Origin of the sequence: Spirillospora sp. CA-294931 (genome assembly GCF_050946795.1) — a bacterium.
In the GTDB taxonomy this organism is placed as follows: domain Bacteria; phylum Actinomycetota; class Actinomycetes; order Streptosporangiales; family Streptosporangiaceae; genus Spirillospora.
The window spans coordinates 6,864,030-6,884,720 of record NZ_CP192006.1 but is presented as its reverse complement, the minus strand read 5'-3'; the positions used below and the strand labels follow the sequence as shown (position 1 = coordinate 6,884,720).

The following is a 20,691-nucleotide window of genomic DNA, read 5'->3' as shown; positions in this document are numbered from 1 at the left end:
TCGGGGGTCTCCTCACGGGGTGCACTCGCCCCGGTAGCGGGAGGACGACGGGTCAGTGTCCTGACTCCCAGATCGACGTCTCCCTCCGACCTTCCAGCCCGAGCGTCGCGGCCGTGGTCGTGGGCGGGGGAGACTCCCTGGTCACAGTGGCGGGACCGTCCTGGAGTCGCACCAGGTTCCTGCGCACCGTCGCCTCGTTTGTGAACTTGTCGTGCAGAGCGTCCTCTTTGGGCGGGGGCGACGTCAAGTCGGTCCGGGGTGACAAACCCGGGCTTACCGCTGGCGGCGAGATGGACATCTCGATTGTTGAGACGATTGACCAGGCATTGAGACGTTGCGGTAGAGTGCCGCGCATGGTTTCCCGCAGCATTCGCCTCGCCGTCATTCCGGGTGACGGAATCGGCCCCGAGGTGGTCGCCGAGGGCCTGAAGGTCCTGTCGGCCGTCGCCCCCGAGGCCGGGCTCTCGTTCGAGCAGACCACCTACGACCTGGGCGCCGCTCGCTGGCACCGCACCGGCGAGACGCTGCCTGACACGGTCCTGGACGAGCTGCGCGGGCAAGACGTCATCCTCCTCGGCGCGGTGGGCGACCCGACCGTCCCGAGTGGCGTCCTGGAGCGCGGGCTGCTGCTGCGGGCCCGGTTCGAGCTCGACCACTACGTGAACCTGCGTCCGGTGAAGCTGTTTCCGGGTGTGGCCACGCCGCTGGCCGGGGCCGGGCCGGACGACATCGACATGGTCGTCGTCCGCGAGGGCACCGAGGGCCCCTATACGGGGGTCGGCGGCGTCCTGCGCAAGGACACGCCCCACGAGGTCGCCACGCAGGAGAGCGTCAACACCGCCCACGGCGTCGAGCGGATCATCCGTTACGCGTTCGAGCAGGCCGCGGCCCGTCCGCGCAAGAAGCTGACGCTCGTCCACAAGGACAACGTGCTGACCTTCGCCGGTGACCTCTACCAGCGCGTGCTGCGCCGGGTCGGCGAGGAGTACCCGCAGGTCAGCACCGACTACTGCCATGTCGACGCCGCCACGATGTTCTTCGTGAACCAGCCGGGGCGCTTCGACGTGGTCGTCACCGACAACCTGTTCGGCGACATCATCACCGACATCGGCGCCGCGATCGCCGGGGGCATCGGCCTGGCCGCCTCCGGCAACATCAACCCCGAGGGCACCGCCCCCTCGATGTTCGAGCCGGTGCACGGCAGCGCGCCCGACATCGCGGGGCAGGGCAAGGCCGACCCGACGGCGACGATCCTGTCGGCGGTCATGCTGCTGGACCACCTCGGCGCCGCCGGGGCCGCCCGCCGTGTCGAGCGGGCCGTCTCCGACGACCTCGCCGAGCGGTCCGGCCTGGGCGAGCGTTCGACGTCCCAGATCGGTGACGCCATCGCCAAGCGAGTATCCGGCTAGCCGCGCGCTCGTTTGAAAGAACCGGGTGCGCCTCGCGGGTGCGCCCGGTTCTTCGCGTGCGCCCCGAGGGCTCCCGAGGAGCAGTCTGGACGAAGTAGGACAATAGTCAGCAAGGGATGCGGGAACGGCAACGGGGCCGGGCCCGCGATCCGGGAGAGGATCCTGACCATGAGCGACACCCTGGACTTCACGATCACGCTCGATGAGCAGCCCCTGCCCGCGGCCGAACGCGAGCGCGTCCTGGCTGATCCCGGGTGGGGGCAGAACTTCACCGATCACATGATCACGATCCGTTACTCGGCGGACGAGGGCTGGCACGACGCCCGGCTGGAGCCCTACGGTCCGATCCCGATGGACCCGGCGAGCCAGGTCCTGCACTACTCGCAGGAGCTGTTCGAGGGTCTCAAGGCCTACCGGCAGCCGGACGGGTCGATCGTGACCTTCCGCCCGTTCTCCAACGCCGCGCGGATGAACCGCTCCGCCCGCAGGATGGCGATGCCGGAGATCCCCGAGCAGCTGTTCGTGGACGCCATCGAGACGCTCGTCCGCGTCGACAAGGACTGGGTCCCCACCAAGGAGGGCTACAGCCTCTACCTGCGTCCCTTCATGTTCGCCACCACGCGCGCGCTGGGGGTGAACCAGCCCGCCAACGAGTTCCTCTTCATGGTCATCGCCTCGCCCTCGGGCAACTACTACGCCCGGGGCATCAAGCCCGTCTCGGTGTGGCTGTCGCGCGACTTCACGCGCGCCGCCCCCGGGGGGACGGGCGAGGCCAAGACCGGCGGCAACTACGCGGCCTCGTTCGCGGGCCAGGCCCAGGCCGTGGCCAACGGCTGCGACCAGGTCGTCTGGCTGGACGCCATCGAGCACAGCCTGGTCGAGGAGGTCGGGTCGATGAACCTGTTCTTCGTCTACGGCTCGGGCCCGGACGCCCGGCTGCTCACGCCCGCGCTGACCGGCACCCTCCTGCCCGGCATCACCCGCGACTCGATGCTCAAGCTCGCCCCCGACCTCGGCGTCCCGGTCGAAGAGGGCCCGATCACGATCGAGGAGTGGCAGGCCGGCTGCGAGTCCGGCGAGATCACCGAGGTCTTCGGTTGCGGCACCGCCGCCGTGATCAGCCCGGTCGGCCATGTCAAGGGCTCCGACCGCGAGTGGAAGGTCGGCGACGGCGGGTCCGGCGAACTGTCGATGCGCCTGCGCGAGGAGCTGATCGGCATCCAGTACGGCACGCGTCCCGACCCCTACGGCTGGGTCCACAAGATCGCTTGATTTCCGGTTGACCCCCGGCACGCCGGGGGTCAACCGAAGTTGTGTCTCACATGACGAGATCGATGTCCTGTCGTCGAGACCGGTATGGCAGACTGAGCGTCATCATGCGCTACAGCCTCGTGATTATCGGCTGGCGCGCCGGCTTCTAACGGGACACCGCCGGCGCGCAGACCTCTCACGTCCGTGAGGGGTCTTTTTGTTTTCCGGAAACCGGATCACGGCGCGCGGGCCCCACACCGAGGGGACATTCGATGCAGGGCGACGCTTTCCACGTCTACGACACCACGCTGCGTGACGGCGCACAGCAGGAGGGGCTCAACCTCTCCGTGGCCGACAAGCTCCTGGTCGCGCGGCACCTGGACGAGCTGGGCGTCGGCTTCATCGAGGGCGGCTGGCCGGGCGCCAACCCCAAGGACACCGAGTTCTTCAGGCGGGCTCAGACCGAGCTCGACCTGAGGCACGCGCAGCTCACCGCGTTCGGCGCGACCCGCCGGGCCGGTGTGAAAGCCGCCGACGACCCCCAGGTGGCCGCCCTGCGCGACTCCGGCGCGCCCGTCGTGACCCTTGTCGCCAAGAGTCACGACAGGCACGTCGAGCTGGCCCTCCGCACGACGCTCGAGGAGAACCTCGCGATGATCCGCGACACCGTCTCCCACCTGCGTGCGGAGGGCCAACGAATCTTCCTGGACGCCGAGCACTTCTTCGACGGCTACGCCGCCAACCGCGCCTACGCGCTGGAGGTCGTCCGCACCGCCGCCGAGGCGGGCGCCGACGTCATCGCCCTGTGCGACACCAACGGCGGGATGCTCCCCGACGAGCTGGCCGACGTCGTCCACGACGTGGTCTCCGTCGGCGCCCGGGTGGGCATCCACTGCCACGACGACTCCGGCTGCGCCGTGGCCAACTCCCTGGCCGCGGTGAAGGCGGGCGCCACCCACGTCCAGGGCTGCGCCAACGGGTACGGCGAGCGCAGCGGCAACGCCAACCTGTTCACCGTCGTCGGGAACCTCCAGCTCAAGCGGGGCATGCCGCTGGTCTCCGACGGCCAGCTCGCCGAGATGACCCGGATCGCCCACGCGGTCTCCGAGGTCACCAACATCACCCCCAGCTCGCAGCAGCCCTACGTGGGCGTGTCGGCCTTCGCGCACAAGGCCGGGCTGCACGCCTCGGCCGTCAAGGTCGACCCCGACCTCTACCAGCACATCGACCCGGCCAAGGTCGGCAACGACATGCGGATGCTGGTCTCCAGCATGGCCGGACGCGCCTCCGTCGAGCTCAAGGGCAAGGAGCTCGGCTACGACCTTTCGGGGGAGAAGGCCAAGGACGTGGTGGCGCGCGTCAAGGAACTGGAGTCCACCGGGTACACGTTCGAGGCCGCCGACGCGTCCTTCGAGCTGCTGCTGCGCGAGGAGCTGACCGGCGTCCGGCAGCGTCACTTCGAGGTGGAGTCCTGGCGGACGATCGTCGAGCGCCGTCCCGACGGGTCCAAGGTCAGCGAGGCCACCGTCAAGCTGCACGCCAAGGGCGAGCGGATCGTGGCAACGGGGGAGGGCAACGGCCCGGTCAACGCGCTCGACAACGCGCTGCGGGTCGCGCTCGGGCGCCTCTACCCCGAGCTGGCCAAGCTGGAGCTGGTCGACTACAAGGTCCGCATCCTGGAAGGGACGCACGGCACCAGCGCCCGCACCCGGGTGCTCATCGAGTCCAGCGACGGCACCCGCGAGTGGGGCACGGTCGGCGTCGGGGAGAACGTCATCGCCGCGTCCTGGGAGGCGCTCGAAGAGGCCGTCACCTACAGCCTGCTGCACGCCGGATACGAGGCCGGCTGAAATCTTTTCCGCGAACGGGGCATTGAACAGGGCATGAGCATCGAGATCATCGACGTGCCCGAGAAGAGCCGCTACGAGGCCAACGTGGACGGCGCCCGAGCGGGCTTCGCCGCCTACCGCAAGGAGGGCGGCCGGGTCGTGTTCACCCACACCGAGGTCGACGAGGCATACGGGGGCCAGGGCGTCGGCGGCGCCCTGGCCCGGGGGGCCTTGGACGACGCGCGCGCCAAGGGCCTGTCCGTCGTCCCGGAGTGCCACTTCATCAAGAGCTGGATCGACAAGCACCCCGACTACGCCGACCTCGTGGCCGCCTGACCGCTACTCGGCCTTCTTGGGGCCGGAGCTCTGGATCACCTCGAACGCCCAGAGCTCCGAGCCCGTGGCGGCCGGGCCGCCGTGCGCGTGGCCCTTGCCGTGCTGCTCGGAGTCCTTGGCCGCCTGCGCGTGGCCCTTCTGGAACTGCTGGCTCTCGGTCCACCTCTTGAAGTCCTCGTCGCTGCGCCAGCGCGTCATGACGAAGTAGCGGTCGGTCCCCTCGGTCGGACGCAGCAGCTCGAACCCCTCGAAGCCCTCGGCGGAGTCGACCAGGCCCGCGCGCCCGGCGAAGCGCCGTTCGAGCTCCTCGCGCATGTCCTCGGGCACGGTGAGCACGTTGATCTTGATGACGGACATCCGGGTTCCCCTTCGTTCGTGGTGATCCGAGCCTATCCAGGACGGCCCACGCGGCCCGGCGCCATCGAAACCGGGGCAAACCCACAAAAAGATTGGCGATTCAATCAAAAGCGGTGGCGATGGAACGGTACGACGTCCATCATGGGAAGCCTCGCGGTCCGAAGACCGCCCTCTGAGCCCCCAGCCTCACCGGAGTGATCCCATGCCTGTCCGCACCTGCCGGCCCGACACCCTCGGGCGTCGCACGGACGGTGAGTGGGCGGACATCGCGTTCGGGCTCGGCGAGTTGTACGAGCACGACGGCGACCTGGAGCAGGCCGCCGAATGGTTCAGGCGCGCGGCCGAGTGCGACCGCCAGGACGCCGCGCTGCGGCTGGGCGACGTCCTCGGACGCCTCGCCGACCAGGGCGACGGGTCGTCGGAGGAACGGCTGGCCGAGGCCACCCGCTGGCTCAGCGGCGCCCAGGGAGCCACCGGCCCGGACGCCATCGGGCTCATCACCGACATGCTCAACCGCCACCAGCGTCAGGCCGCCCGCCGCGGTCTGGACGACGCCGCCACGGGCTGACCTGCCAAAGGCGTGAACCGAACCGCCTCTTCGGTCGTCGGACCAGGTGAGAACGAACACTGGAGAAGGTGACGATGAGCCGCGAGGAGCCCGGGCAGGTACGCCCGGACCACAAGACCACCGCCGAGTTCGCGGTCCCGGCCGCCCAGCGTCCGGTGGACGACACCGTCACCGACGGCCCGGCCGACCCCGCCGCGACCGTCGACGACACCGCCGCCGAACCCTCGACGGTCACCGACGTCCCCGAGGTCGTCCCCGGACTGCCCGAGGCCCCCTGGACGGCCCAGTTCGGCGCCGAGGCCGAACAGGCACCACCCCCGCCCCAGGCGGCAGCCCCCGTACCCCCACTTCCGCCCCTCCCTCAACTGCCCCCCGAACCGGCACAGCAGGCGCCCATGAACGAGGGGCCGCCACCCTTCGTCCCGGCACCGGCGAGCAACCCCACACCCCCGCCACCGCCCCCGCTCCCCGCGTCCTACGGCGAGAGCCGTTCGCGACGCCCGGTGATCCTCGGCGCGACCCTGGCCGTGGCCGCCGTCATCGCGGTGGGCGCGATCGCCGCCGTCGTCTGGAGCAGCGGAGACGACTCCGGCAAGGCGTCCGGCAACACCAAGGTCAGCCCGACCGCCACGTCCCCCACGGACATCCCCGTGACCGAGCCCGCAGGCGGCGACCCCAACGCAACCCCGGCGCCGGGCACCTCACCGGGAACCTCACCCGGCCCGACCGGATCGCCCGCGCCCACCGAGCCGGGCCAGTCCGGGCCGACCTACGGCGCCGAGCCGCCCCGAGCCACCCAGGCCCCGGTAGGGCCGATCGTGCGAGGCAACGGCATCACCTACCAGCTCGTCCAGCAGGACCCCGGCTACTTCGAGGGCCGGATGGTCATCACCAACCGGACCGCCAAGCCCATGGCCGCCTGGAAGCTCACCTTCGACATCCCCAAGGCCAACCTCAAGAACATCTGGGGCGCCCACATCGTGAAGGGGGGCGACCGAGTGGAGATCCAGAACCTCCCGGGCGCCGCTCCCATCCAGCCCGGAGCGACCTGGGACCTCCAGTACGGCGCGGTGGGCAGCGCCGTGGCCCCCAAGGGATGCCGCCTCAACGGCAAGCCCTGCGGTATCTGAACTGCCCTCGACCTGCACGGGGTACGCGGCGTATTAACCTGGCGGGCATGCGTATCGCAAGGTTCTCCACCGGTGAGGGCATGTCCTTCGGGGTGGTCGAAGAGAACACCATCGCCGCCGTGGCGGCGCACCCGTTCGGCGAGCTGACCTTCACGGGTCAGCGCTTTCCGCTGGACGACGTGCGCCTGCTGGCGCCCATCCTCCCGAGCAAGGTCATCGCGATCGGCAAGAACTACGCCGAGCACGCGCGCGAGATGGGAGGCGAGCCGCCGGCCGAGCCGGTGGTGTTCTCCAAGCCGTCCACGGCCGTGATCGGCCCGCGCGAGGCCATCGCCTACCCGGAGAAGCTGAGCGACCGGGTCGACTTCGAGGGCGAGCTGGCCGTGGTGATCGGGCGGATGTGCCGCGAGGTCCCCGCGTCCCGCGCCCAGGACGTCATCCTCGGCTACACCTGCGCCAACGACGTCACGGCCCGCGACCTGCAAAAAAAGGACGGCCAGTGGACGCGGGCCAAGGGCTTTGACACCTTCTGCCCCCTCGGCCCGTGGATCGAGACCGAGCTCGACCCCGCCGACCTGTCCATCACCACCCGGGTGAACGGCGAGGTCCGGCAGGACGCCAGGACGTCGCAGCTCATGCACGACATCCCCATGCTCGTCGAATACGTCAGCCAGGTCATGACGCTCCTCCCCGGCGACGTGATCCTGACCGGCACCCCCGCGGGCGTCGGCCCGCTGGAGATCGGCGACGAGGTCACCGTCACGATCGAAGGCATCGGCGACCTCAGCAACCGCGTGGTCGCGCGCGACTGACGATTTCGTCGTACGGCGTCCCTACAGTGGGACGCCGTACGACATGGGAGAGGGGCCATGGCTTTCACCGGCTTCACCGACGAGGCGTTCGCCTTCTACGAGGGCCTGCTCGCCGACAACAGCAAGTCCTACTGGACGGCGCACAAGGAGACCTACGAGCTCCACGTCCGCGAACCCATGAACGAGCTCTTCGCCGAACTCGAACCCGAGTTCGGCACGGTCAAGCTGTTCCGCCCCTACCGCGACGTCCGCTTCAGCAAGGACAAGTCGCCCTACAAGACCCAGCAGGGCGGCCACACGTCCCAGGGCTTCTACTTCCACCTCGACGCCGACGGCCTGTTCGCCGCCGGGGGCATGTACGCCCCCACCCCCGAGCAGCTCCGCCAGTACCGATCCGCCGTGGACGCCGACCACACCGGCAAGGAGCTCCAGGCCATCGTCGACACCCTGCGCTCCGCCGGCCTCCAGGTCGACGGCGACCGCCTCAAGACCCGCCCCCGAGGCACCCCCGAAGACCATCCCCGCCTGGAACTCCTGCGGCACCGCTCCCTCTACGCCCACGAGGGCTGGCCCACCGACCCCTGGATGAACACCCCCGAGGTCGTCGACCGCGTCCGCGAGACCTGGCGCAACCTGCGCCCCCTGGTCGAATGGGGCAACCAGCACATCGGCGCCCCCGACTTCACCCGCTGAACACCCTTCGGCCAATCGTTTTGGTCCAGGTCCCCGGGTCCTGTATTCTCGTCGAGGCGCAAGCGACCACCCGTTCAAGATCGGGAGAACGCTTACGGCACTGGGGTATGGTGTAATCGGCAGCACGACTGATTCTGGTTCAGTTAGTCTAGGTTCGAGTCCTGGTACCCCAGCTGGTCCGATCGAAAGTTGATCAGACCGCACCCCTGCTGGCTCCGGTCGTGCAAACGGTTCGAAGCAGGGGAAATCGTCCGGTAAACTGGACGCGCACCAGAACGAAACAGCAGGCCCCCGTCGTCTAGTGGCCTAGGACGCCGCCCTCTCAAGGCGGTAACGGCGGTTCGAATCCGCTCGGGGGTACGCACAAATCGGGTCAACGGAAATCAATCCGTTGGCCCTTTTGCATTTTCACAGAGTTAACGCCCTGACGTCTGTTCTCGCACTTCGGGGGTCCAGGGGCGGAGCCCCTGGCGGGGGGCGCGGGGGCGCGGAGCCCCCGCCAAGGGCTGTGCACCCCGGAACGGAGCGCTAGCGGAGTGGAGGGGGGTGCAGACCGCCGGGGGGCGTGGGGGGTCGTCCCCCCACATAGGTACTGCCCCCCCGGAGCAAGTACGCATCTAGGGCGAGTGTTACCTCTACCAGGTGGCGGGGGTTGTCCAGGGAGCGTTGGGTGAGTTGTTCCAGGCGGCGTAGGCGGTTCAGGACCGTGTTGCGGTGGCAGAAGAGCATCTCGGCGGCGCGGGTGGCGGAGCCCTCGGCCTCGAGCCAGGCGCCCAGGGTTTCCAGGAGGAGATCGCGGCCCGCCGGGTCCAGGGACAGGACGGGGGCCAGGACGCGCAGTTCGAGTTCGCGGGCCAGGTCCGGGCGGACCGTCAGCATGGTCGCGGGCAGGCGCTCGTCCATGGTCGCCAGGCCCGGGCCGCCGCCGGTGATGGTGCGGACGGCGAGCTCGGCGAGCTGGCGGGCGCGGCCCAGTTCGGTCAGGCCGGAGACGGCGACGCTGACGCCCGTGCGGCGGCCCTCGCGGCCAGGTATCGCCGCGCCGAACTCCGCCGCCGGGACGTCGCCGATGACGGCGATGCCGATCGCGCTCTCGCCGTGCATCCGCCACACCACCGGGACGCCGTGGACGCGGCCGGGCAGCGACGCCGGGTCCAGGGGAGCGGCGGGGCCTTCGACGGGACGCTGCACCACCACCACGTAGCGGGCCTGTTCCGGTAGGGAGAACGCGCGGGCGGCCAGCGCGGCCGTGGTCGGGTCGGTCTCGCCGTTGAGCAGCGCGTCCAGCAGGACGCCTCCGGCGCGGCGGTTCGGGAGTTCGGTCTCGGCCATCCGCAGCGCCGCGATGGCCGCCGAGGAGTGCCAGTCGACGATGTCCCACGCGTCGTCGATCAGCGCGGTCGAGTACGCCGTGGGCAGCCCCTCCTCCATGCCCCACTGGCTGAACGCCTCGCAGATCACGCGTCCGCCGATGTGGTAGGCGCGCAGCAGCGCGCTCATCGGGACGCCCTGCTGGGCGCGGCGCATCCCGAGGCGGCGCGGGAACTCCAGGGTTCCGGCTCGCTCCTCGGACGGCATCCGGAAGGCGTCCAGGGCCAGGTCGATGGAGTGGCCGATCCAGAGCGGGGCCTCCGCCGGGGGGATGCTGCCGCCGCTGTAGACGGGTTCGGACGCGCGCAGCGACACCACGATCGCGTCGGCGAGCTCGGGTATCCGCAGCCGCAGCCTGGCCAGCCCGCGTTCCCGGACGGCCGCGGTCTCCTCCCTGCTCGCCGGGCCGGACGTGGGTCGGATGGGCGGGGTCGCACCGGTGTGGACGGTCGGCATATCCCACTCCACTACATCGTGCGTGCACAACTGGAGAAGCCGGGGAAACGACGAAATTCACCAGAAAAAGATGCTACCCGCGCAACTCTGGGCCATGGTTGTCATCAAGGGTCAGAAAGTTGCTGCCTGCGGCCAGCCGCGAAGATCGTTTTCGGGGAGGGACGCCGGTGGGCCGGGGATGCCAGACATTCCATCCGAGCGTCAAGGGGGGCGTAATGGCCGAAAGGCACGCCGAGACGGGCATCGGCGCGCGTGCCGGGCTCCCCATCCCCCCTCGCCTTCCGGTGCTCGGGACCAGCAGCGCCTACCTGATGGTCCAGGTCGCGGGCGAGCACGGCGTCCCGGCCGAGCGCTGCCTGGTCGGGACGGGCCTGTCGGCCGCCGACCTGGAGGACGCGCGGCGCACCATCCGGCTGGAGCAGGAGTACGCGATCGCGCGCAAGCTGGTGCGCGAGCTGGCGCATGTCCCCGCGCTCGGGCTGATCGTGGCCGGACGCTACCGGCTGAGCGTCTACGGCCTGCTCGGTCTCGGCATGATGTGCGCGCCCACGCTCGGCCAAGCGGTCCTGTTCGCCACCCGCTACCTCGACCTGACCTACGCGTGCTGCTCGATGACGTCCCATCGGGAGACGGGGGAGTACCGGTTGCGCATCGACGGGCGGCGGCTGCCCGACGACCTGCGCGCGTTCTTCATGGACCGTTCGGCGGGGGCCGTGCTGCGCCTGTTCGGCGACCTCCTGCCCGAGGGCGGGTGGCTGCTCGGGGTGGATTTGGCCTGGCCGGCGACCGAGCACGCCGGTCTGTACGAGCGGGAGGTCGGCGGCCCGGTCACGTTCGGGCGCGGGCCCGTCCACGAGATCCGGGTGGACGCCGCCGCGCTCGACCGGGCCCTGCCCCAGGCCAACGAGCCGATGATGCGGCTGATCGAGGAGCAGTGCAGGCGGCTGCTGGAACGGCGCCGGGCGGCGCTGACGCTGGCCGACGGGCTGCGCGAGTTCGTTCTTCAGGAGCTGCCCGCCCTGCCGAGCATGGCCGACGCCGCGGCGGCGCTGGGGATGAGCGAGCGGACCGTCCGGCGGCGGCTGGCCGACGAGGGCACCTCGTTCAGCGCGGTCGTCGCGGGGGCCCGCTGCGCGCTGGCCGAGGAGTTGCTGCTCCAGGGCGTCCCGCCGTTCCAGGTGGCGCGGCGGCTCGGGTTCGCGGGCCCCGCCGCGTTCACCCACGCCTTCAAGCGCTGGACGGGACGCGCCCCCCGCGACTTCACCCTGCGCTGACCTCGTCCGCGAGCCGCCGCATGGCCGCGGTGACGCCGCGGCCGAACCAGGCGACCTCCTCGTCGGAGAGGATCGCGGGCGGCGTGAAGCGGACGACCGTGTCGGCGCCCAGGGAGTGGGAGGCGATGATCCGCTGGTCGAGCAGCGCTCCCATCAGGCTCCCGGCCAGGCGCGGGTGGGTGAGCTCCACCCCGATCAGCAGGCCGCGCCCGCGGACCTCGCGGACGATGCCGGGCCCGGCCGGGCCCGCCGCCTCGTTCACCCGGTCGTGCAGGCGCTTGCCCAGCGACGCCGCGCGGGACGGGATCTCCTCCCGTTCGAGGGTCTCCAATGTGGCGATGACGGCGGCCATGCCGAGGGGATAGCCGGAGAAGGTCGAGCTGTGCAGGCGGGCGTTGCGGTCGAGCGGTGCGAACGCCTCCTCGGTCGCGATCACCGCGCCGACCGGCAGGACGCCGCCGCCGAGGCCCTTGCCCGCCAGCAGCAGGTCGGGACGGACGTCCTCGGCCTCGCAGCCCCACCAGGCCCCGAGCCGTCCGAGGCCGGTCTGGATCTCGTCCACGATCAGCGTCGCGCCCGCCTCGCGGCACGCCTCGGCCACGGCGCGCAGATATCCCGAGGGGGGCACTCGGACGCCGCCCTCTCCCTGGACGGGTTCGAGGATGACGGCCGCCCCGCCGTCCCCGGCCAGGGCCTCGCGCAGCCGCTCGGCGTCGCCGAACGGCACCGTGGAGACGTCGGGCAGGAGCGGGCGGAACGGGGCCTGGAACGCCAGGCGGTCGGTCACGCTGAGGGCGCCCAGCGTCTTGCCGTGGAACCCGCCGGTCATCGCGACGACGCGGCGCCGCCCGGCCGCCCGGGCCAGCTTGAGCGCCGTCTCGACGGCCTCGGCGCCGGTGCAGGTGAAGTAGACGCGTTCGAGCCCGGCGGGCGCCGCCCCGGCCAGCCGCCGCGCGGCCTCGGCCAGCTCGCCCGAGAGCAGGCTCCGCGTGCCCAGCGGGTGGCGGTCGAGCTGCCGCCGGACGGCGCCGGTGACCGCGGGGTGCCGGTGCCCGAGGATGAACACCCCGTAGCCGCCGCAGTCGAGGTACTCCCGGCCGTGCTCGTCGCGCACCCGCGCGCCCTCGGAGGAGACCTCGACGGGGAGCCCGGCCCGTTCCGCCAGCCGGGCGGCGGCCCTGCCGACATGACGCTCGTAGCCGCCGATGATCTCTTCGCGCATGAGCGGGGCCTCCGGCCGTGGAGTCGGGGGGCACGGGAAGGGCCGCTTCAATGTAGGGCGAAAGTCGTCAGTTACTCAAGAATCAATTTCGACCCTCGCGTTTTGCCTGGTCAGAGCGTCGGTTGTGTGGGCGCACAACCGACGCTCCTTGATTGTGCGGCCACACAGAAATGCCCCGATCGGCACTTAATAAATGACCTTGCCATTGACGTTGCCAAAAATGACATGAAAGTGTGCGGAGCGTAGTTGGGAAGTCTGGGAACTCGTCCTGAACGGGGAGACCGTGTGGGGCTGCTCGACTGGCTGGAACGACCCGACGAAACGCGCGGCGTACGCCTGGCGGCACCCGGAGGCGGCTGGAGGTTCCGCTCCTACGCCGGGATCGCCGTGACGGCACGGCGCACCGCCGCCTTTCTCCGGGACGGGCGCGTCCCGGCGGGCACGGTGGTCTCGCTCCTGCTGGCCGACCCGATGGACTTCCTGGCGGGCTTCACCGGCTGCCTGGTGGCGGGCCTCACCCCGTCGCCGATCGCGACCCCACTGACATTCGGGGGCCGTGCGCAATACGCCGAGCATGTCGCGGGCGTCCTGCGCGCGGCGGGGCCGTCGATCGTGCTGGCCGACGACGAGCTGTACGGCGTCGCGGTCCAGGCCGCCGGGGCCGCCGGCGTGGGGAGCGCGGTGGCGCGGCTCCCCGCGCCCGGCGACCTTCCCGACCCGGTGGAGGCCGTCGGCCGTCCCGAGGTCGCGCTCGTGCAGTTCACCTCGGGGTCGATGGGAGACCCCAAGGGCGTGCGCGTGACCTGGGACAACCTGGACGCCAACATCGCCGCCGTGCGCCGCTGGACGCGGTGGGGCGCCGACGACTCCTTCGCCAGCTGGCTGCCGCTGTACCACGACATGGGGCTGATCGGCGGGCTGCTCACCCCGCTGGTGTCGGGGGCGGACCTGTGGCTGATGACGCCCGACCAGTTCATCCGCTCGCCGCTGCGCTGGCTGGAGTGCCTCGGCTCGCTCGGCGCCACGATGACGACCGCGCCGACGTTCGGGTACGCCTACGCGCACCGCCGCGTCCGCGCGGACGACCTCGCCGGGATGGACTTCTCGGGCTGGCGGGTGGCGATCTGCGGGGCCGAGCGCGTCGACGCGGCCGAGCTGGCCGAGTTCACCGCGCTGCTGGCGCCGCGCGGCTTCCGCGCCGAGGCGCTGATGCCCGCCTACGGGCTGGCCGAGGGAACGCTGGGCGTGACGGGCGCCGAGCCCGCCACGGCGTCCCCGGTCGTCCGCCTGGAAGACCGGGCGCTGGTGCCGGGCGAGCCCGTCCGGGTCGCCGAGACCGCCGCGCTCGGCACCGACCGGGTCAGGGGCGCCGGATGGCTCGCCGGATGCGGGGGAGCGCTGGCCGGCACCCGGGTCCGCGTCCTCGGCGAGGACGGCGCGCCCCTGCCCGACGGCTCGCTCGGCGAGATCGAGATCGCCGGGTCGTCGCTCGCGACCGGGTACGCCACCCGCGAGGGGGACGCCGGTTTCGACCCGTCCGGTCTGCCCACCGGCGACTCGGGCTTCCTGCTGGACGGCCACCTGTACGTGGTCGGCCGCATCGGCGACAGCCTCAAGGTGCGGGGACGCCGGGTGCACGCCGAAGACCTGGAGGCCCGGCTCACCCGGTTGGACGGCATCGGCCCGGGCCGGTGCGCCGTGGTCTTCGGCACCCACGGCACCGTCGACGTCGCGGCCCTGGTGGTCGAGAGCGACGGCGACGGCTGGGCCGCGGAGGCCGTGTCGCGCCTGCGCGGCGCCACCTCGGGCTCGGTCGCGATCGCCGTCTTCACCGGCTCCCGCGGCACCATCCCGCGCACGTCCAGCGGAAAGACCCGGCGGAGGCGGTTGTGGACCTCCCTCCTGGACGGGACGTCGGGTGCCGTCCTCGTGCGTCTCCTCTGGGCCGGCGAGGGGGGAGCCGAGCTCCCCTGGACGCTCGCGCTGACCCAGGAGGCCGTGCGATGAGCGGAGTCACCTCGCACCACCCGGGCTGCTTCGGCTGCGGCGGCGGCAACGAGCGCGGTCTCGGCCTGCGTCCCGAATGGAAGGGCAGCGAGATGCACTTCCAGCACGTCCCCCCGGTGACGGCCGAGGGCGGGCCGGGCATCGCGCACGGCGGCTACCTGTCGGCGCTGGCCGACGAGGTGATGTCGATGGTGGCGGCCGAGCACGCGGGCGGGCCGGTGATGACGCGCCGCGTCCAGGTGGACTTCCGCGCGCCCGCCTTCGTCGGCGTGCCGCTGACCGTGCGGGCGTGGGTCGGCGAGACTCGCAGACGCTCGATCGTCGTCCAGCTGGAGACATCGCAGGGGGAGGCGGGCCACACCTGCTTCGAGGCGCGCGGGGTCTTCCTGGAGGTGCCGCGCGAGCTGTGGGTACGGGCGATGGAGTCGCGGGGACGGGGCCCCGACTCGGTCGACTGGAGCGGGGGCGACCCGTCGACCTTCCTGCGCTGGCAGATGAACGGAGGACTCCAGGAGATCTTCCAGCCGGACCTCCTGGAGCGCCCGCTGCGCCTGGAGGTCCACATCGCCGACGCCGACCCGGCCGGCTGGACGATCGAGGCCGACGCCCACGGGCTGCGCACGGCCGAGCAGCCTTCCGGGGGCGAGGCCACGTTCCACGGAACCTTCCAGCAGTGGCAGCGGCTCCTGCGCGGCACCGCCACGCCCGCCGGCACCGCCACGCCCGCGGCCCAGGAATGCCGCGTCGAGGGCCGGGAGGCGGCCTTCACCGAGCTGGCCGCCGCCCTGGACTACCGAAGCTTCAGGAGGTTCGCATGACGGCCCCCACCCCGGAGATCACCGATGCCGCCGACGCGCGGGACGCGTCGCTGCCCGTCCTGCCCACCCCGCGCCAGCTCTACGACCGCTGGGAGAAGCAGCAGTGGGCGGTCGCCGACGTCGAGGTCGCCAGGGACGCGCCCGGATGGGAGCGGCTGCGGCCCTTCCTCCGCGCGGAGCTGCTGGCCGCGCTGGCCGAGCTGGAGGTCGGCGAGGTGTGCGTGACACAGACCCTCAGCTCGCTGGTCGACCACGCGCCCGACGAGGACGGCCGCGTCTTCCTGTGCGCGCAGCTCGCCGACGAGGGCCGGCACGTGCGGTTCTTCCAGGACTACCTGACGCTCGCGGCGGGCGTCGACCTCGCCGATCCCGACGACGGCAAGGCGCTGGCGGCCGCGGCCGCCTACGGCAACCTCTTCGAACCCACCCTGCGCGCCTCGACCGCCCGAGTGCGCCAACCGGGGGAGGAGGGCGAGACGGCCTGGTACCGGGCGCTCGTCCAGTACCACCTGATCACCGAGGGGGTGCTGGCGGCGACGGCGCTGCGGACGGTCAGGACGCTGGCCCGCCGCCTCGACCTCCGGGCACTGACCGAGGGACTCACCAACGTCACCCGGGACGAGACCCGGCACGTCACCTACGGCCTGGTGGTCGCGCGGCACGGTGTCGCGGCGGGGCGGCGCGACACCATCGCCGAGACCTACCTGGCGGGCACCGCCCTGGCCGCCCGCGTGATGGTCGCCCCCGGGACGCGCGCCGTTACGCCCGTCATGCGGATGGCGCTGGTCCACCGGGCCCGGCAGCTGAGCGGGCAATGGGAGATGGCCCGCGACCGGATGCTCCGCCAGCTCGCCGTGATCGGGCTGCCGGAGCTGCGCGAGGAGGCCGGGCGGGTCTGGGCGGGCGCCTGCGAGAGCGCCATGGACGAGTACCGCGAACGCTGGAGTGCCGAGCACCCCGTCCGCCGGGCCGCGGCGTGACCCGGCCGGACGACATGGAAGGAGAGCGTGTGGAGACGACCCAAGACCTCGGCGCGCGCGTGCGCGACCTGATCGGGCGTATGTCACCGCTCGGCGAGCGCGCGGCCGAACCCCACCACGACGTGATGAACGACCTCGGCTACGACTCGGTGGCCGTCGTCGAGCTCGCGCTGGTGCTGGAGTCCGAGTTCGACCTGCGTCCCATCGACGACGAGGAGGCGTTCGACGTGGTGACCGTTGGGGACGTCGAGCGGCTCGTCCGGCGGATGTCGGCGGGCTGAGGGGAGACGGGCATGCGGCTTGACTCGACCGGACGGGCGCTCGGCGCCCCGCCCGACCTGGCCGGAAAGTGGCTGGCGGCACTGGGCCGGTCCTTCCGCGTCCCCGCCGGGCACCGCGAGGAGATCGTGGACCGCGAGGGCGCCCTGGACATGCTGCGCTGCGGCACCGGCACGCTGGAGGCCCTGCTCGGCGCGGGCCTCCCGCACGCCGGTCCGCCGGGGGCCGAGCTGTTCGACCGGTACGACCTGTTCAACCTGGCCCTGGCCTCGGGCTCGGGACGGTCGGTGCCCGAGCGCAGCATCGAGTTCGCGCTGCGCTGGATGAACACCGAACCCGAGTCGTGGTTCCGGCCGATGGACTGGCACTTCACCGTCGACCTGTCGTGCCCGCTCCCCGGGGGGTGCGCGAGCGAGCCGCAGTGGCGGCTGGCCCGGCCGATGCCCGAGATGTTCGGCGGCTCGACCCTCGGGCTGGCGGTCTCGCCCGAGGACACCACGCCGGACGGCGCGTGGATCACCGCCGGGGGCACCGAGGGGTTGTCGGTCTCCGGGCGCATCCGCACTCGGGGACGTCCGGGCACGCTGCGATCGCCGGTGATCAGGGGCATCGTCGAGGAGTTCCTGGCCGCCCGCTACACCTGGGCGCGGATGCCCGAGGCGCTCCAGTGCGAGGACACCCGAGTGCTGGGCCTGGGGTTCGCGCCGTGCATCTCGGCCAACCTCCACCTGGAGCGCCGGTTCCGCGAGGCCGGATTCGAGGCCGCCACCCGCCGCGGCTGGATCCTCGGGATGCTCGACCTCGCGCACGCCTGGGTGGAGGTCGTCGACGAGGACGGCGTGACCCGGCCCATCGACCCGATCTTCGTCCTGCTCTCGGCCTACGCGCGGGCGCCGCATCCGCGCTTCGTCCAGGCGTGCCGGGGGTCGGCGATCAACCGGCTGCTGCCCACCGGGCTGCCCGCCGGGACGTCGCTGGCCGCCCACCGCTGCGGCGGGACCGACCGGGCCCCGGTCCGGCGCACCGTGATCCGCCGGGCGGCCGGACCGCCCGCGAGCGAAGGAGGCGAGCGATGACGACCGACCTGGCGGCCGACGAGCGGTTCAAGACCGTCCTCGACCGGCTGACCGGCCTGTCGCAGCGCGACTACTACAACCCCTACTCCCTGTTCGAATGGCCCGAGTCGCTCCCCGAGGACGCCTGGTGGATGTCGCCCGAGCTGCTCAGCGTGCACGGCACCGGCTACGGCGGGACGCTCACCGGTGAGCAGCTGCGCGCCGTCAGCCGGTGGGAGAGCCTCAACTTCTACAGCCTCAACGTGCACGGCATCCGCGAGCTGCTCACCGCGCTCGTGGCCCGGATCCACACCGAGGAGTTCGCGCTCCCGTCGGAGTACTTCCACCATGTCATCGGCGAAGAGAACGAGCACATGTGGTTCTTCGCCACGTTCTGCCGCCGGTACGGCCGCATCTATCCCGTCCGCACCCTGGGCCTGGCGGGGCCCGGCGTCCCCGAGGCCGACCACTTCCTGGTCTTCGCCCGGCTGCTGATCTTCGAGGAGATCGTGGACGTGTTCAACCAGCGGATGGGCGTCGACGAGCGGCTGCACCCCACGATCCGGCAGGTCAACCAGGTGCACCACCAGGACGAGTCCCGGCACATCGCCTTCGGGCGGCAGGCGGTCGCGCTGCTGCACTCCCGCCTGCGCGACCGGCTGGACCGCTCCCGCCTGGACGAGCTTGAGCGCTACCTCAAGCGGTACATGCGCTCCTCGGTCGACTCGCTGGTGAACCCGGCGGTCTTCCGCGACGCGGGGCTGCCCGAGCCCTACCGGGTGCGCCGGGAGATCCTCGCCGACCCCGCCCACGAGGAGTACACCCGCCGGGTCCTGCGGCGCTCGGTGGACTTCATGGTCAACGAGCAGATCTTCGCCGACGACGGGATCCCACCGGCATGCGCGAACTGACCGGCCGGACGCCGCCGCCCCGCGAGCCGGGCCCGCCCGCCGCCGCGGGCGTGGCCTTCGTCGTCGGCTACCTGCTGTCCAAGAACCCCGGGCTGACCTCCATCGACCCCGACCTCGACCTGATCGAGAGCCGCGTGCTCGACTCCCTCGGCTTCGTGAACTTCCTGTACGCGCTGGAGGAGCACACCGGGCGCGAGATCTCCCTCGACCGCGTCAGCCCCGAAGACTTCCGCACCGTCAACCGGATCGCCAGGAGGTTCCTCGATGACGTCCCCGACGACTGAACCCCGCGCCCGGGGCGCCGAACCGGGCGTCCGGGGCGGGATGATCGGCGTCCGCGACGGCCTGGCGACCCTGGGCCCGGACGCGCTGGCCCTGCGCACCGCGCTCGACATGCGCTTCGAGACCTGGGGGCACCGCGCGGGCGCCCACTCGGTCGCCTACCCGCCGCTGCTCGCCGTCGACGACCTCGCCGGCGTCGACTACTTCGCCAACTTCCCCCACCTCGGGCTGCTCGCGAGCGGCCTGGCCCCCGAGGCGGTCGAGGCCGGGTACCCGGGAGAGGGACCGCTGGACGCGGTGCCCGCCGGACGCCTCGGCCCCGCGCGGCACGTGCTCCCTCCGGCCGCCTGCTACAGCGCGTACTTCGACCTCGCGGGCGAGCGCCTGGACGGCCCGCAGCGGATCACCACCATCGCGTCCTGCTTCCGGCGCGAACCCCACCTGGACGGCCTGCGGCGGCTGTACGGGTTCAGCATGCGCGAGATCGTCTGCGTGGGCGGGCACGACGACGTCGTCGACCACCTCGCCCGCCTCAAGCACGTCGTGCTGGAGTTCGCCGCCGAACTGGGCCTCCCGCTGACCGTGGAGACCGCCGGCGACCCCTTCTTCGACCCCGACGGGGCGCGCGCGGTCTCGCAGCGCCTCTTCCCGGTCAAGGAGGAGTTCGTCTTCGACGGGACGCCGGCGGTCGCCTCGGTCAACTTCCACCGCAACTTCTTCGGCGAGCGCTGCGACATCCGCGCGGCCGACGGCGAGCCCGCCTACACCGGCTGCGTGGCGTTCGGGCTGGAGCGCTGGATCAGCGCGCTCGGCGACCACTTCGGCCTGGACCCGGCGGAGCTGACGGAGAGGATCGTCGATGTCCCGTGAGGGGTACGTGCTGTCCAACGCCGACGAGGGCGAGCGGCGGCGGCTGGAGGCGATCGAGCGGGCCTACGATCCGCGCACGCTCGACCGGCTCGCGCGGCTCGGCGTCGGGAGGGGCGCGCGCGTCCTGCTGCTCGGCGCGGGCGGCGGCAGCGTGGCGCGCTGGGCGGCCGAGGAGGTCGGCCCGGACGGCCGCGTGGTGGCCACCGACCTCGACCCGCGTTTCCTGGAGCCGCTGGCCGACAAGTACCCGCAGCTGAGCGTGCTGCGGCACGACGCGGTCAGCGAGACGCTGCCCGGCGGCGGCTACGACGTGGCGCACGCCCGGCTCCTGCTCGGGCACCTGCCCGAGCGCGAGGCCGTCCTGGCGAAGATGGCCGGGGCGCTGGCCCCCGGGGGCGCGCTGCTGGTCGAGGACTTCGACTGGGGCGGGTACGGCCCCGCGCTGCCGAACGAGGCGGGCGAGCGCGCCATCGCCGCCGTCAGCGTCTTCCTGCGCCGGGCCGGGTTCGACACCGCCTTCGGGCGGCGCCTGCCCACGCTGATGCGCGGGCTCGGGCTGGAGGACGTGGACGCCGAGGGCCTGGTGCTCACGCTGCGCGGCGCGACGTTCCCGCTGGAGCCCATGTACCGGCAGACCTTCGACCGGATCCTGCCCCGGCTCATCGACGCCGGGCTGATGACGGCCGAGGACGCCGAGGCCCTGCACGCCCGCTTCGACGACCCCGAGCACGACATGGTCACCCAGACCCTCATGTCCGTTTGGGCCCACCGCCCGATCTGA

At 71.9% G+C, this 20,691-nt stretch carries 21 protein-coding genes, 2 tRNA genes and 1 riboswitch; of the genes, 20 read left to right on the top strand and 3 right to left on the bottom strand.

The genetic code is table 11. The features are described from left to right. Window positions 1-33 precede the first annotated feature (33 nt). A riboswitch (cobalamin riboswitch) is annotated at window positions 34-225 on the bottom strand. Between the two features lie 128 nt (window positions 226-353). From ACQPY4_RS31130 to ACQPY4_RS31115, 4 genes are all read left to right on the top strand, one after another. Next, the gene (locus ACQPY4_RS31130) at window positions 354-1,409 is read left to right on the top strand and encodes a 3-isopropylmalate dehydrogenase (RefSeq protein WP_433326904.1); all 1,056 of its coding nucleotides are present in this window, start codon (window positions 354-356) and stop codon (window positions 1,407-1,409) included. 168 nt (window positions 1,410-1,577) lie between these two features. Next, window positions 1,578-2,681, top strand: a complete 1,104-nt coding sequence (locus ACQPY4_RS31125; protein WP_433326902.1) for a branched-chain amino acid aminotransferase — start codon at window positions 1,578-1,580, stop codon at window positions 2,679-2,681. A 251-nt stretch (window positions 2,682-2,932) separates the two neighbouring features. Further along, a complete protein-coding gene (gene cimA, locus ACQPY4_RS31120) occupies window positions 2,933-4,510 on the top strand; it encodes a citramalate synthase (protein WP_433326900.1) in 1,578 nt (525 codons plus the stop codon). A gap of 33 nt (window positions 4,511-4,543) precedes the next feature. Further along, complete coding sequence (locus ACQPY4_RS31115) at window positions 4,544-4,825, top strand: GNAT family N-acetyltransferase (protein ID WP_433326898.1); 282 nt, start codon at window positions 4,544-4,546, stop codon at window positions 4,823-4,825. A 3-nt stretch (window positions 4,826-4,828) separates the two neighbouring features. Here ACQPY4_RS31115 and ACQPY4_RS31110 read toward each other — a convergent pair whose 3' ends face one another. Continuing rightward, on the bottom strand, window positions 4,829-5,182 hold the full coding sequence (locus ACQPY4_RS31110) for an antibiotic biosynthesis monooxygenase family protein (protein ID WP_433326896.1): 354 nt from the start codon (window positions 5,180-5,182) through the stop codon (window positions 4,829-4,831). Between the two features lie 202 nt (window positions 5,183-5,384). Here ACQPY4_RS31110 and ACQPY4_RS31105 point away from each other — a divergent pair, with 202 nt between their 5' ends. The 6 genes from ACQPY4_RS31105 (at window position 5,385) to ACQPY4_RS31080 (ending at window position 8,745) form a co-directional block, all read left to right on the top strand. After that, complete coding sequence (locus ACQPY4_RS31105) at window positions 5,385-5,750, top strand: hypothetical protein (RefSeq protein ID WP_433326894.1); 366 nt, start codon at window positions 5,385-5,387, stop codon at window positions 5,748-5,750. A gap of 74 nt (window positions 5,751-5,824) precedes the next feature. Next, window positions 5,825-6,880, top strand: coding sequence for a cellulose binding domain-containing protein (locus tag ACQPY4_RS31100; protein ID WP_433326892.1), 1,056 nt, complete (start codon window positions 5,825-5,827; stop codon window positions 6,878-6,880). Window positions 6,881-6,927: 47 nt separating this feature from the next. Further along, entirely contained in the window at window positions 6,928-7,692 is a 765-nt protein-coding gene (locus ACQPY4_RS31095; RefSeq protein WP_433326890.1) for a fumarylacetoacetate hydrolase family protein, read from the top strand. A gap of 57 nt (window positions 7,693-7,749) precedes the next feature. Continuing rightward, entirely contained in the window at window positions 7,750-8,385 is a 636-nt protein-coding gene (locus ACQPY4_RS31090) for a DUF2461 domain-containing protein (protein ID WP_433326888.1), read from the top strand. Between the two features lie 101 nt (window positions 8,386-8,486). Beyond that, window positions 8,487-8,558, top strand: a tRNA-Gln gene (locus ACQPY4_RS31085). 114 nt (window positions 8,559-8,672) lie between these two features. Continuing rightward, a tRNA-Glu gene (locus ACQPY4_RS31080) sits at window positions 8,673-8,745 on the top strand. A gap of 168 nt (window positions 8,746-8,913) precedes the next feature. Here the strand turns inward: ACQPY4_RS31080 and ACQPY4_RS31075 are convergent. Beyond that, window positions 8,914-10,212: a PucR family transcriptional regulator gene (locus tag ACQPY4_RS31075; RefSeq protein WP_433326886.1), complete on the bottom strand. Its 1,299-nt coding sequence runs from the start codon at window positions 10,210-10,212 to the stop codon at window positions 8,914-8,916. A gap of 215 nt (window positions 10,213-10,427) precedes the next feature. On the opposite strand from ACQPY4_RS31075, the gene ACQPY4_RS31070 reads away from it, so the two are divergent. Then, the gene (locus tag ACQPY4_RS31070) at window positions 10,428-11,486 is read left to right on the top strand and encodes an AraC family transcriptional regulator (protein WP_433326884.1); all 1,059 of its coding nucleotides are present in this window, start codon (window positions 10,428-10,430) and stop codon (window positions 11,484-11,486) included. Here the strand turns inward: ACQPY4_RS31070 and ACQPY4_RS31065 are convergent. Continuing rightward, window positions 11,473-12,708, bottom strand: a complete 1,236-nt coding sequence (locus ACQPY4_RS31065; protein ID WP_433326882.1) for an aspartate aminotransferase family protein — start codon at window positions 12,706-12,708, stop codon at window positions 11,473-11,475. The two genes, ACQPY4_RS31070 and ACQPY4_RS31065, sit on opposite strands and share 14 nt — an antisense overlap. 285 nt (window positions 12,709-12,993) lie before the next feature. Between ACQPY4_RS31065 and ACQPY4_RS31060 the strand changes: the two genes are divergently transcribed. The 9 genes from ACQPY4_RS31060 to ACQPY4_RS31020 are packed head-to-tail and all read left to right on the top strand — an operon-like array spanning window position 12,994 to window position 20,691. Then, window positions 12,994-14,715, top strand: coding sequence for an AMP-binding protein (locus ACQPY4_RS31060; RefSeq protein ID WP_433326880.1), 1,722 nt, complete (start codon window positions 12,994-12,996; stop codon window positions 14,713-14,715). Further along, window positions 14,712-15,533, top strand: coding sequence for a PaaI family thioesterase (locus ACQPY4_RS31055; protein WP_433326878.1), 822 nt, complete (start codon window positions 14,712-14,714; stop codon window positions 15,531-15,533). The genes ACQPY4_RS31060 and ACQPY4_RS31055 overlap by 4 nt, the downstream gene beginning before the upstream one ends. After that, the gene (locus tag ACQPY4_RS31050) at window positions 15,530-16,513 is read left to right on the top strand and encodes a ribonucleotide-diphosphate reductase subunit beta (protein WP_433326876.1); all 984 of its coding nucleotides are present in this window, start codon (window positions 15,530-15,532) and stop codon (window positions 16,511-16,513) included. The genes ACQPY4_RS31055 and ACQPY4_RS31050 overlap by 4 nt, the downstream gene beginning before the upstream one ends. Before the next feature lie 29 nt (window positions 16,514-16,542). Beyond that, the gene (locus ACQPY4_RS31045) at window positions 16,543-16,794 is read left to right on the top strand and encodes an acyl carrier protein (protein WP_433326874.1); all 252 of its coding nucleotides are present in this window, start codon (window positions 16,543-16,545) and stop codon (window positions 16,792-16,794) included. Window positions 16,795-16,806: 12 nt separating this feature from the next. Beyond that, window positions 16,807-17,868, top strand: coding sequence for a hypothetical protein (locus ACQPY4_RS31040; protein ID WP_433326872.1), 1,062 nt, complete (start codon window positions 16,807-16,809; stop codon window positions 17,866-17,868). Beyond that, window positions 17,865-18,758, top strand: a complete 894-nt coding sequence (locus tag ACQPY4_RS31035; protein ID WP_433326870.1) for a diiron oxygenase — start codon at window positions 17,865-17,867, stop codon at window positions 18,756-18,758. Before ACQPY4_RS31040 ends, ACQPY4_RS31035 begins: the two co-directional genes overlap by 4 nt. Then, window positions 18,746-19,042 (top strand): acyl carrier protein, encoded by a 297-nt coding sequence (locus tag ACQPY4_RS31030; RefSeq protein ID WP_433326868.1) that lies wholly within the window; start codon window positions 18,746-18,748, stop codon window positions 19,040-19,042. The genes ACQPY4_RS31035 and ACQPY4_RS31030 overlap by 13 nt, the downstream gene beginning before the upstream one ends. Next, window positions 19,023-19,910, top strand: coding sequence for an aminoacyl--tRNA ligase-related protein (locus ACQPY4_RS31025; protein ID WP_433326866.1), 888 nt, complete (start codon window positions 19,023-19,025; stop codon window positions 19,908-19,910). Before ACQPY4_RS31030 ends, ACQPY4_RS31025 begins: the two co-directional genes overlap by 20 nt. Beyond that, window positions 19,900-20,691 (top strand): class I SAM-dependent methyltransferase, encoded by a 792-nt coding sequence (locus ACQPY4_RS31020; RefSeq protein ID WP_433326864.1) that lies wholly within the window; start codon window positions 19,900-19,902, stop codon window positions 20,689-20,691. The genes ACQPY4_RS31025 and ACQPY4_RS31020 overlap by 11 nt, the downstream gene beginning before the upstream one ends.

What these genes read in the sequence shown, in the direction of transcription:
- ACQPY4_RS31055 (WP_433326878.1), top strand. Translation starts at nt 14,712, where the DNA reads ATGAGCGGAGTCACCTCGCACCACCCGGGCTGCTTCGGCTGCGGCGGC.
- ACQPY4_RS31050 (WP_433326876.1), top strand. Translation starts at nt 15,530, where the DNA reads ATGACGGCCCCCACCCCGGAGATCACCGATGCCGCCGACGCGCGGGAC.
- ACQPY4_RS31095 (WP_433326890.1), top strand. Translation starts at nt 6,928, where the DNA reads ATGCGTATCGCAAGGTTCTCCACCGGTGAGGGCATGTCCTTCGGGGTG.
- ACQPY4_RS31040 (WP_433326872.1), top strand. Translation starts at nt 16,807, where the DNA reads ATGCGGCTTGACTCGACCGGACGGGCGCTCGGCGCCCCGCCCGACCTG.
- cimA (WP_433326900.1), top strand. Translation starts at nt 2,933, where the DNA reads ATGCAGGGCGACGCTTTCCACGTCTACGACACCACGCTGCGTGACGGC.
- ACQPY4_RS31125 (WP_433326902.1), top strand. Translation starts at nt 1,578, where the DNA reads ATGAGCGACACCCTGGACTTCACGATCACGCTCGATGAGCAGCCCCTG.
- ACQPY4_RS31030 (WP_433326868.1), top strand. Translation starts at nt 18,746, where the DNA reads ATGCGCGAACTGACCGGCCGGACGCCGCCGCCCCGCGAGCCGGGCCCG.
- ACQPY4_RS31025 (WP_433326866.1), top strand. Translation starts at nt 19,023, where the DNA reads ATGACGTCCCCGACGACTGAACCCCGCGCCCGGGGCGCCGAACCGGGC.
- ACQPY4_RS31115 (WP_433326898.1), top strand. Translation starts at nt 4,544, where the DNA reads ATGAGCATCGAGATCATCGACGTGCCCGAGAAGAGCCGCTACGAGGCC.
- ACQPY4_RS31105 (WP_433326894.1), top strand. Translation starts at nt 5,385, where the DNA reads ATGCCTGTCCGCACCTGCCGGCCCGACACCCTCGGGCGTCGCACGGAC.
- ACQPY4_RS31070 (WP_433326884.1), top strand. Translation starts at nt 10,428, where the DNA reads ATGGCCGAAAGGCACGCCGAGACGGGCATCGGCGCGCGTGCCGGGCTC.
- ACQPY4_RS31110 (WP_433326896.1), bottom strand. Translation starts at nt 5,182, where the DNA reads ATGTCCGTCATCAAGATCAACGTGCTCACCGTGCCCGAGGACATGCGC.
- ACQPY4_RS31065 (WP_433326882.1), bottom strand. Translation starts at nt 12,708, where the DNA reads ATGCGCGAAGAGATCATCGGCGGCTACGAGCGTCATGTCGGCAGGGCC.
- ACQPY4_RS31075 (WP_433326886.1), bottom strand. Translation starts at nt 10,212, where the DNA reads ATGCCGACCGTCCACACCGGTGCGACCCCGCCCATCCGACCCACGTCC.
- ACQPY4_RS31090 (WP_433326888.1), top strand. Translation starts at nt 7,750, where the DNA reads ATGGCTTTCACCGGCTTCACCGACGAGGCGTTCGCCTTCTACGAGGGC.
- ACQPY4_RS31020 (WP_433326864.1), top strand. Translation starts at nt 19,900, where the DNA reads ATGTCCCGTGAGGGGTACGTGCTGTCCAACGCCGACGAGGGCGAGCGG.
- ACQPY4_RS31130 (WP_433326904.1), top strand. Translation starts at nt 354, where the DNA reads ATGGTTTCCCGCAGCATTCGCCTCGCCGTCATTCCGGGTGACGGAATC.
- ACQPY4_RS31035 (WP_433326870.1), top strand. Translation starts at nt 17,865, where the DNA reads ATGACGACCGACCTGGCGGCCGACGAGCGGTTCAAGACCGTCCTCGAC.
- ACQPY4_RS31100 (WP_433326892.1), top strand. Translation starts at nt 5,825, where the DNA reads ATGAGCCGCGAGGAGCCCGGGCAGGTACGCCCGGACCACAAGACCACC.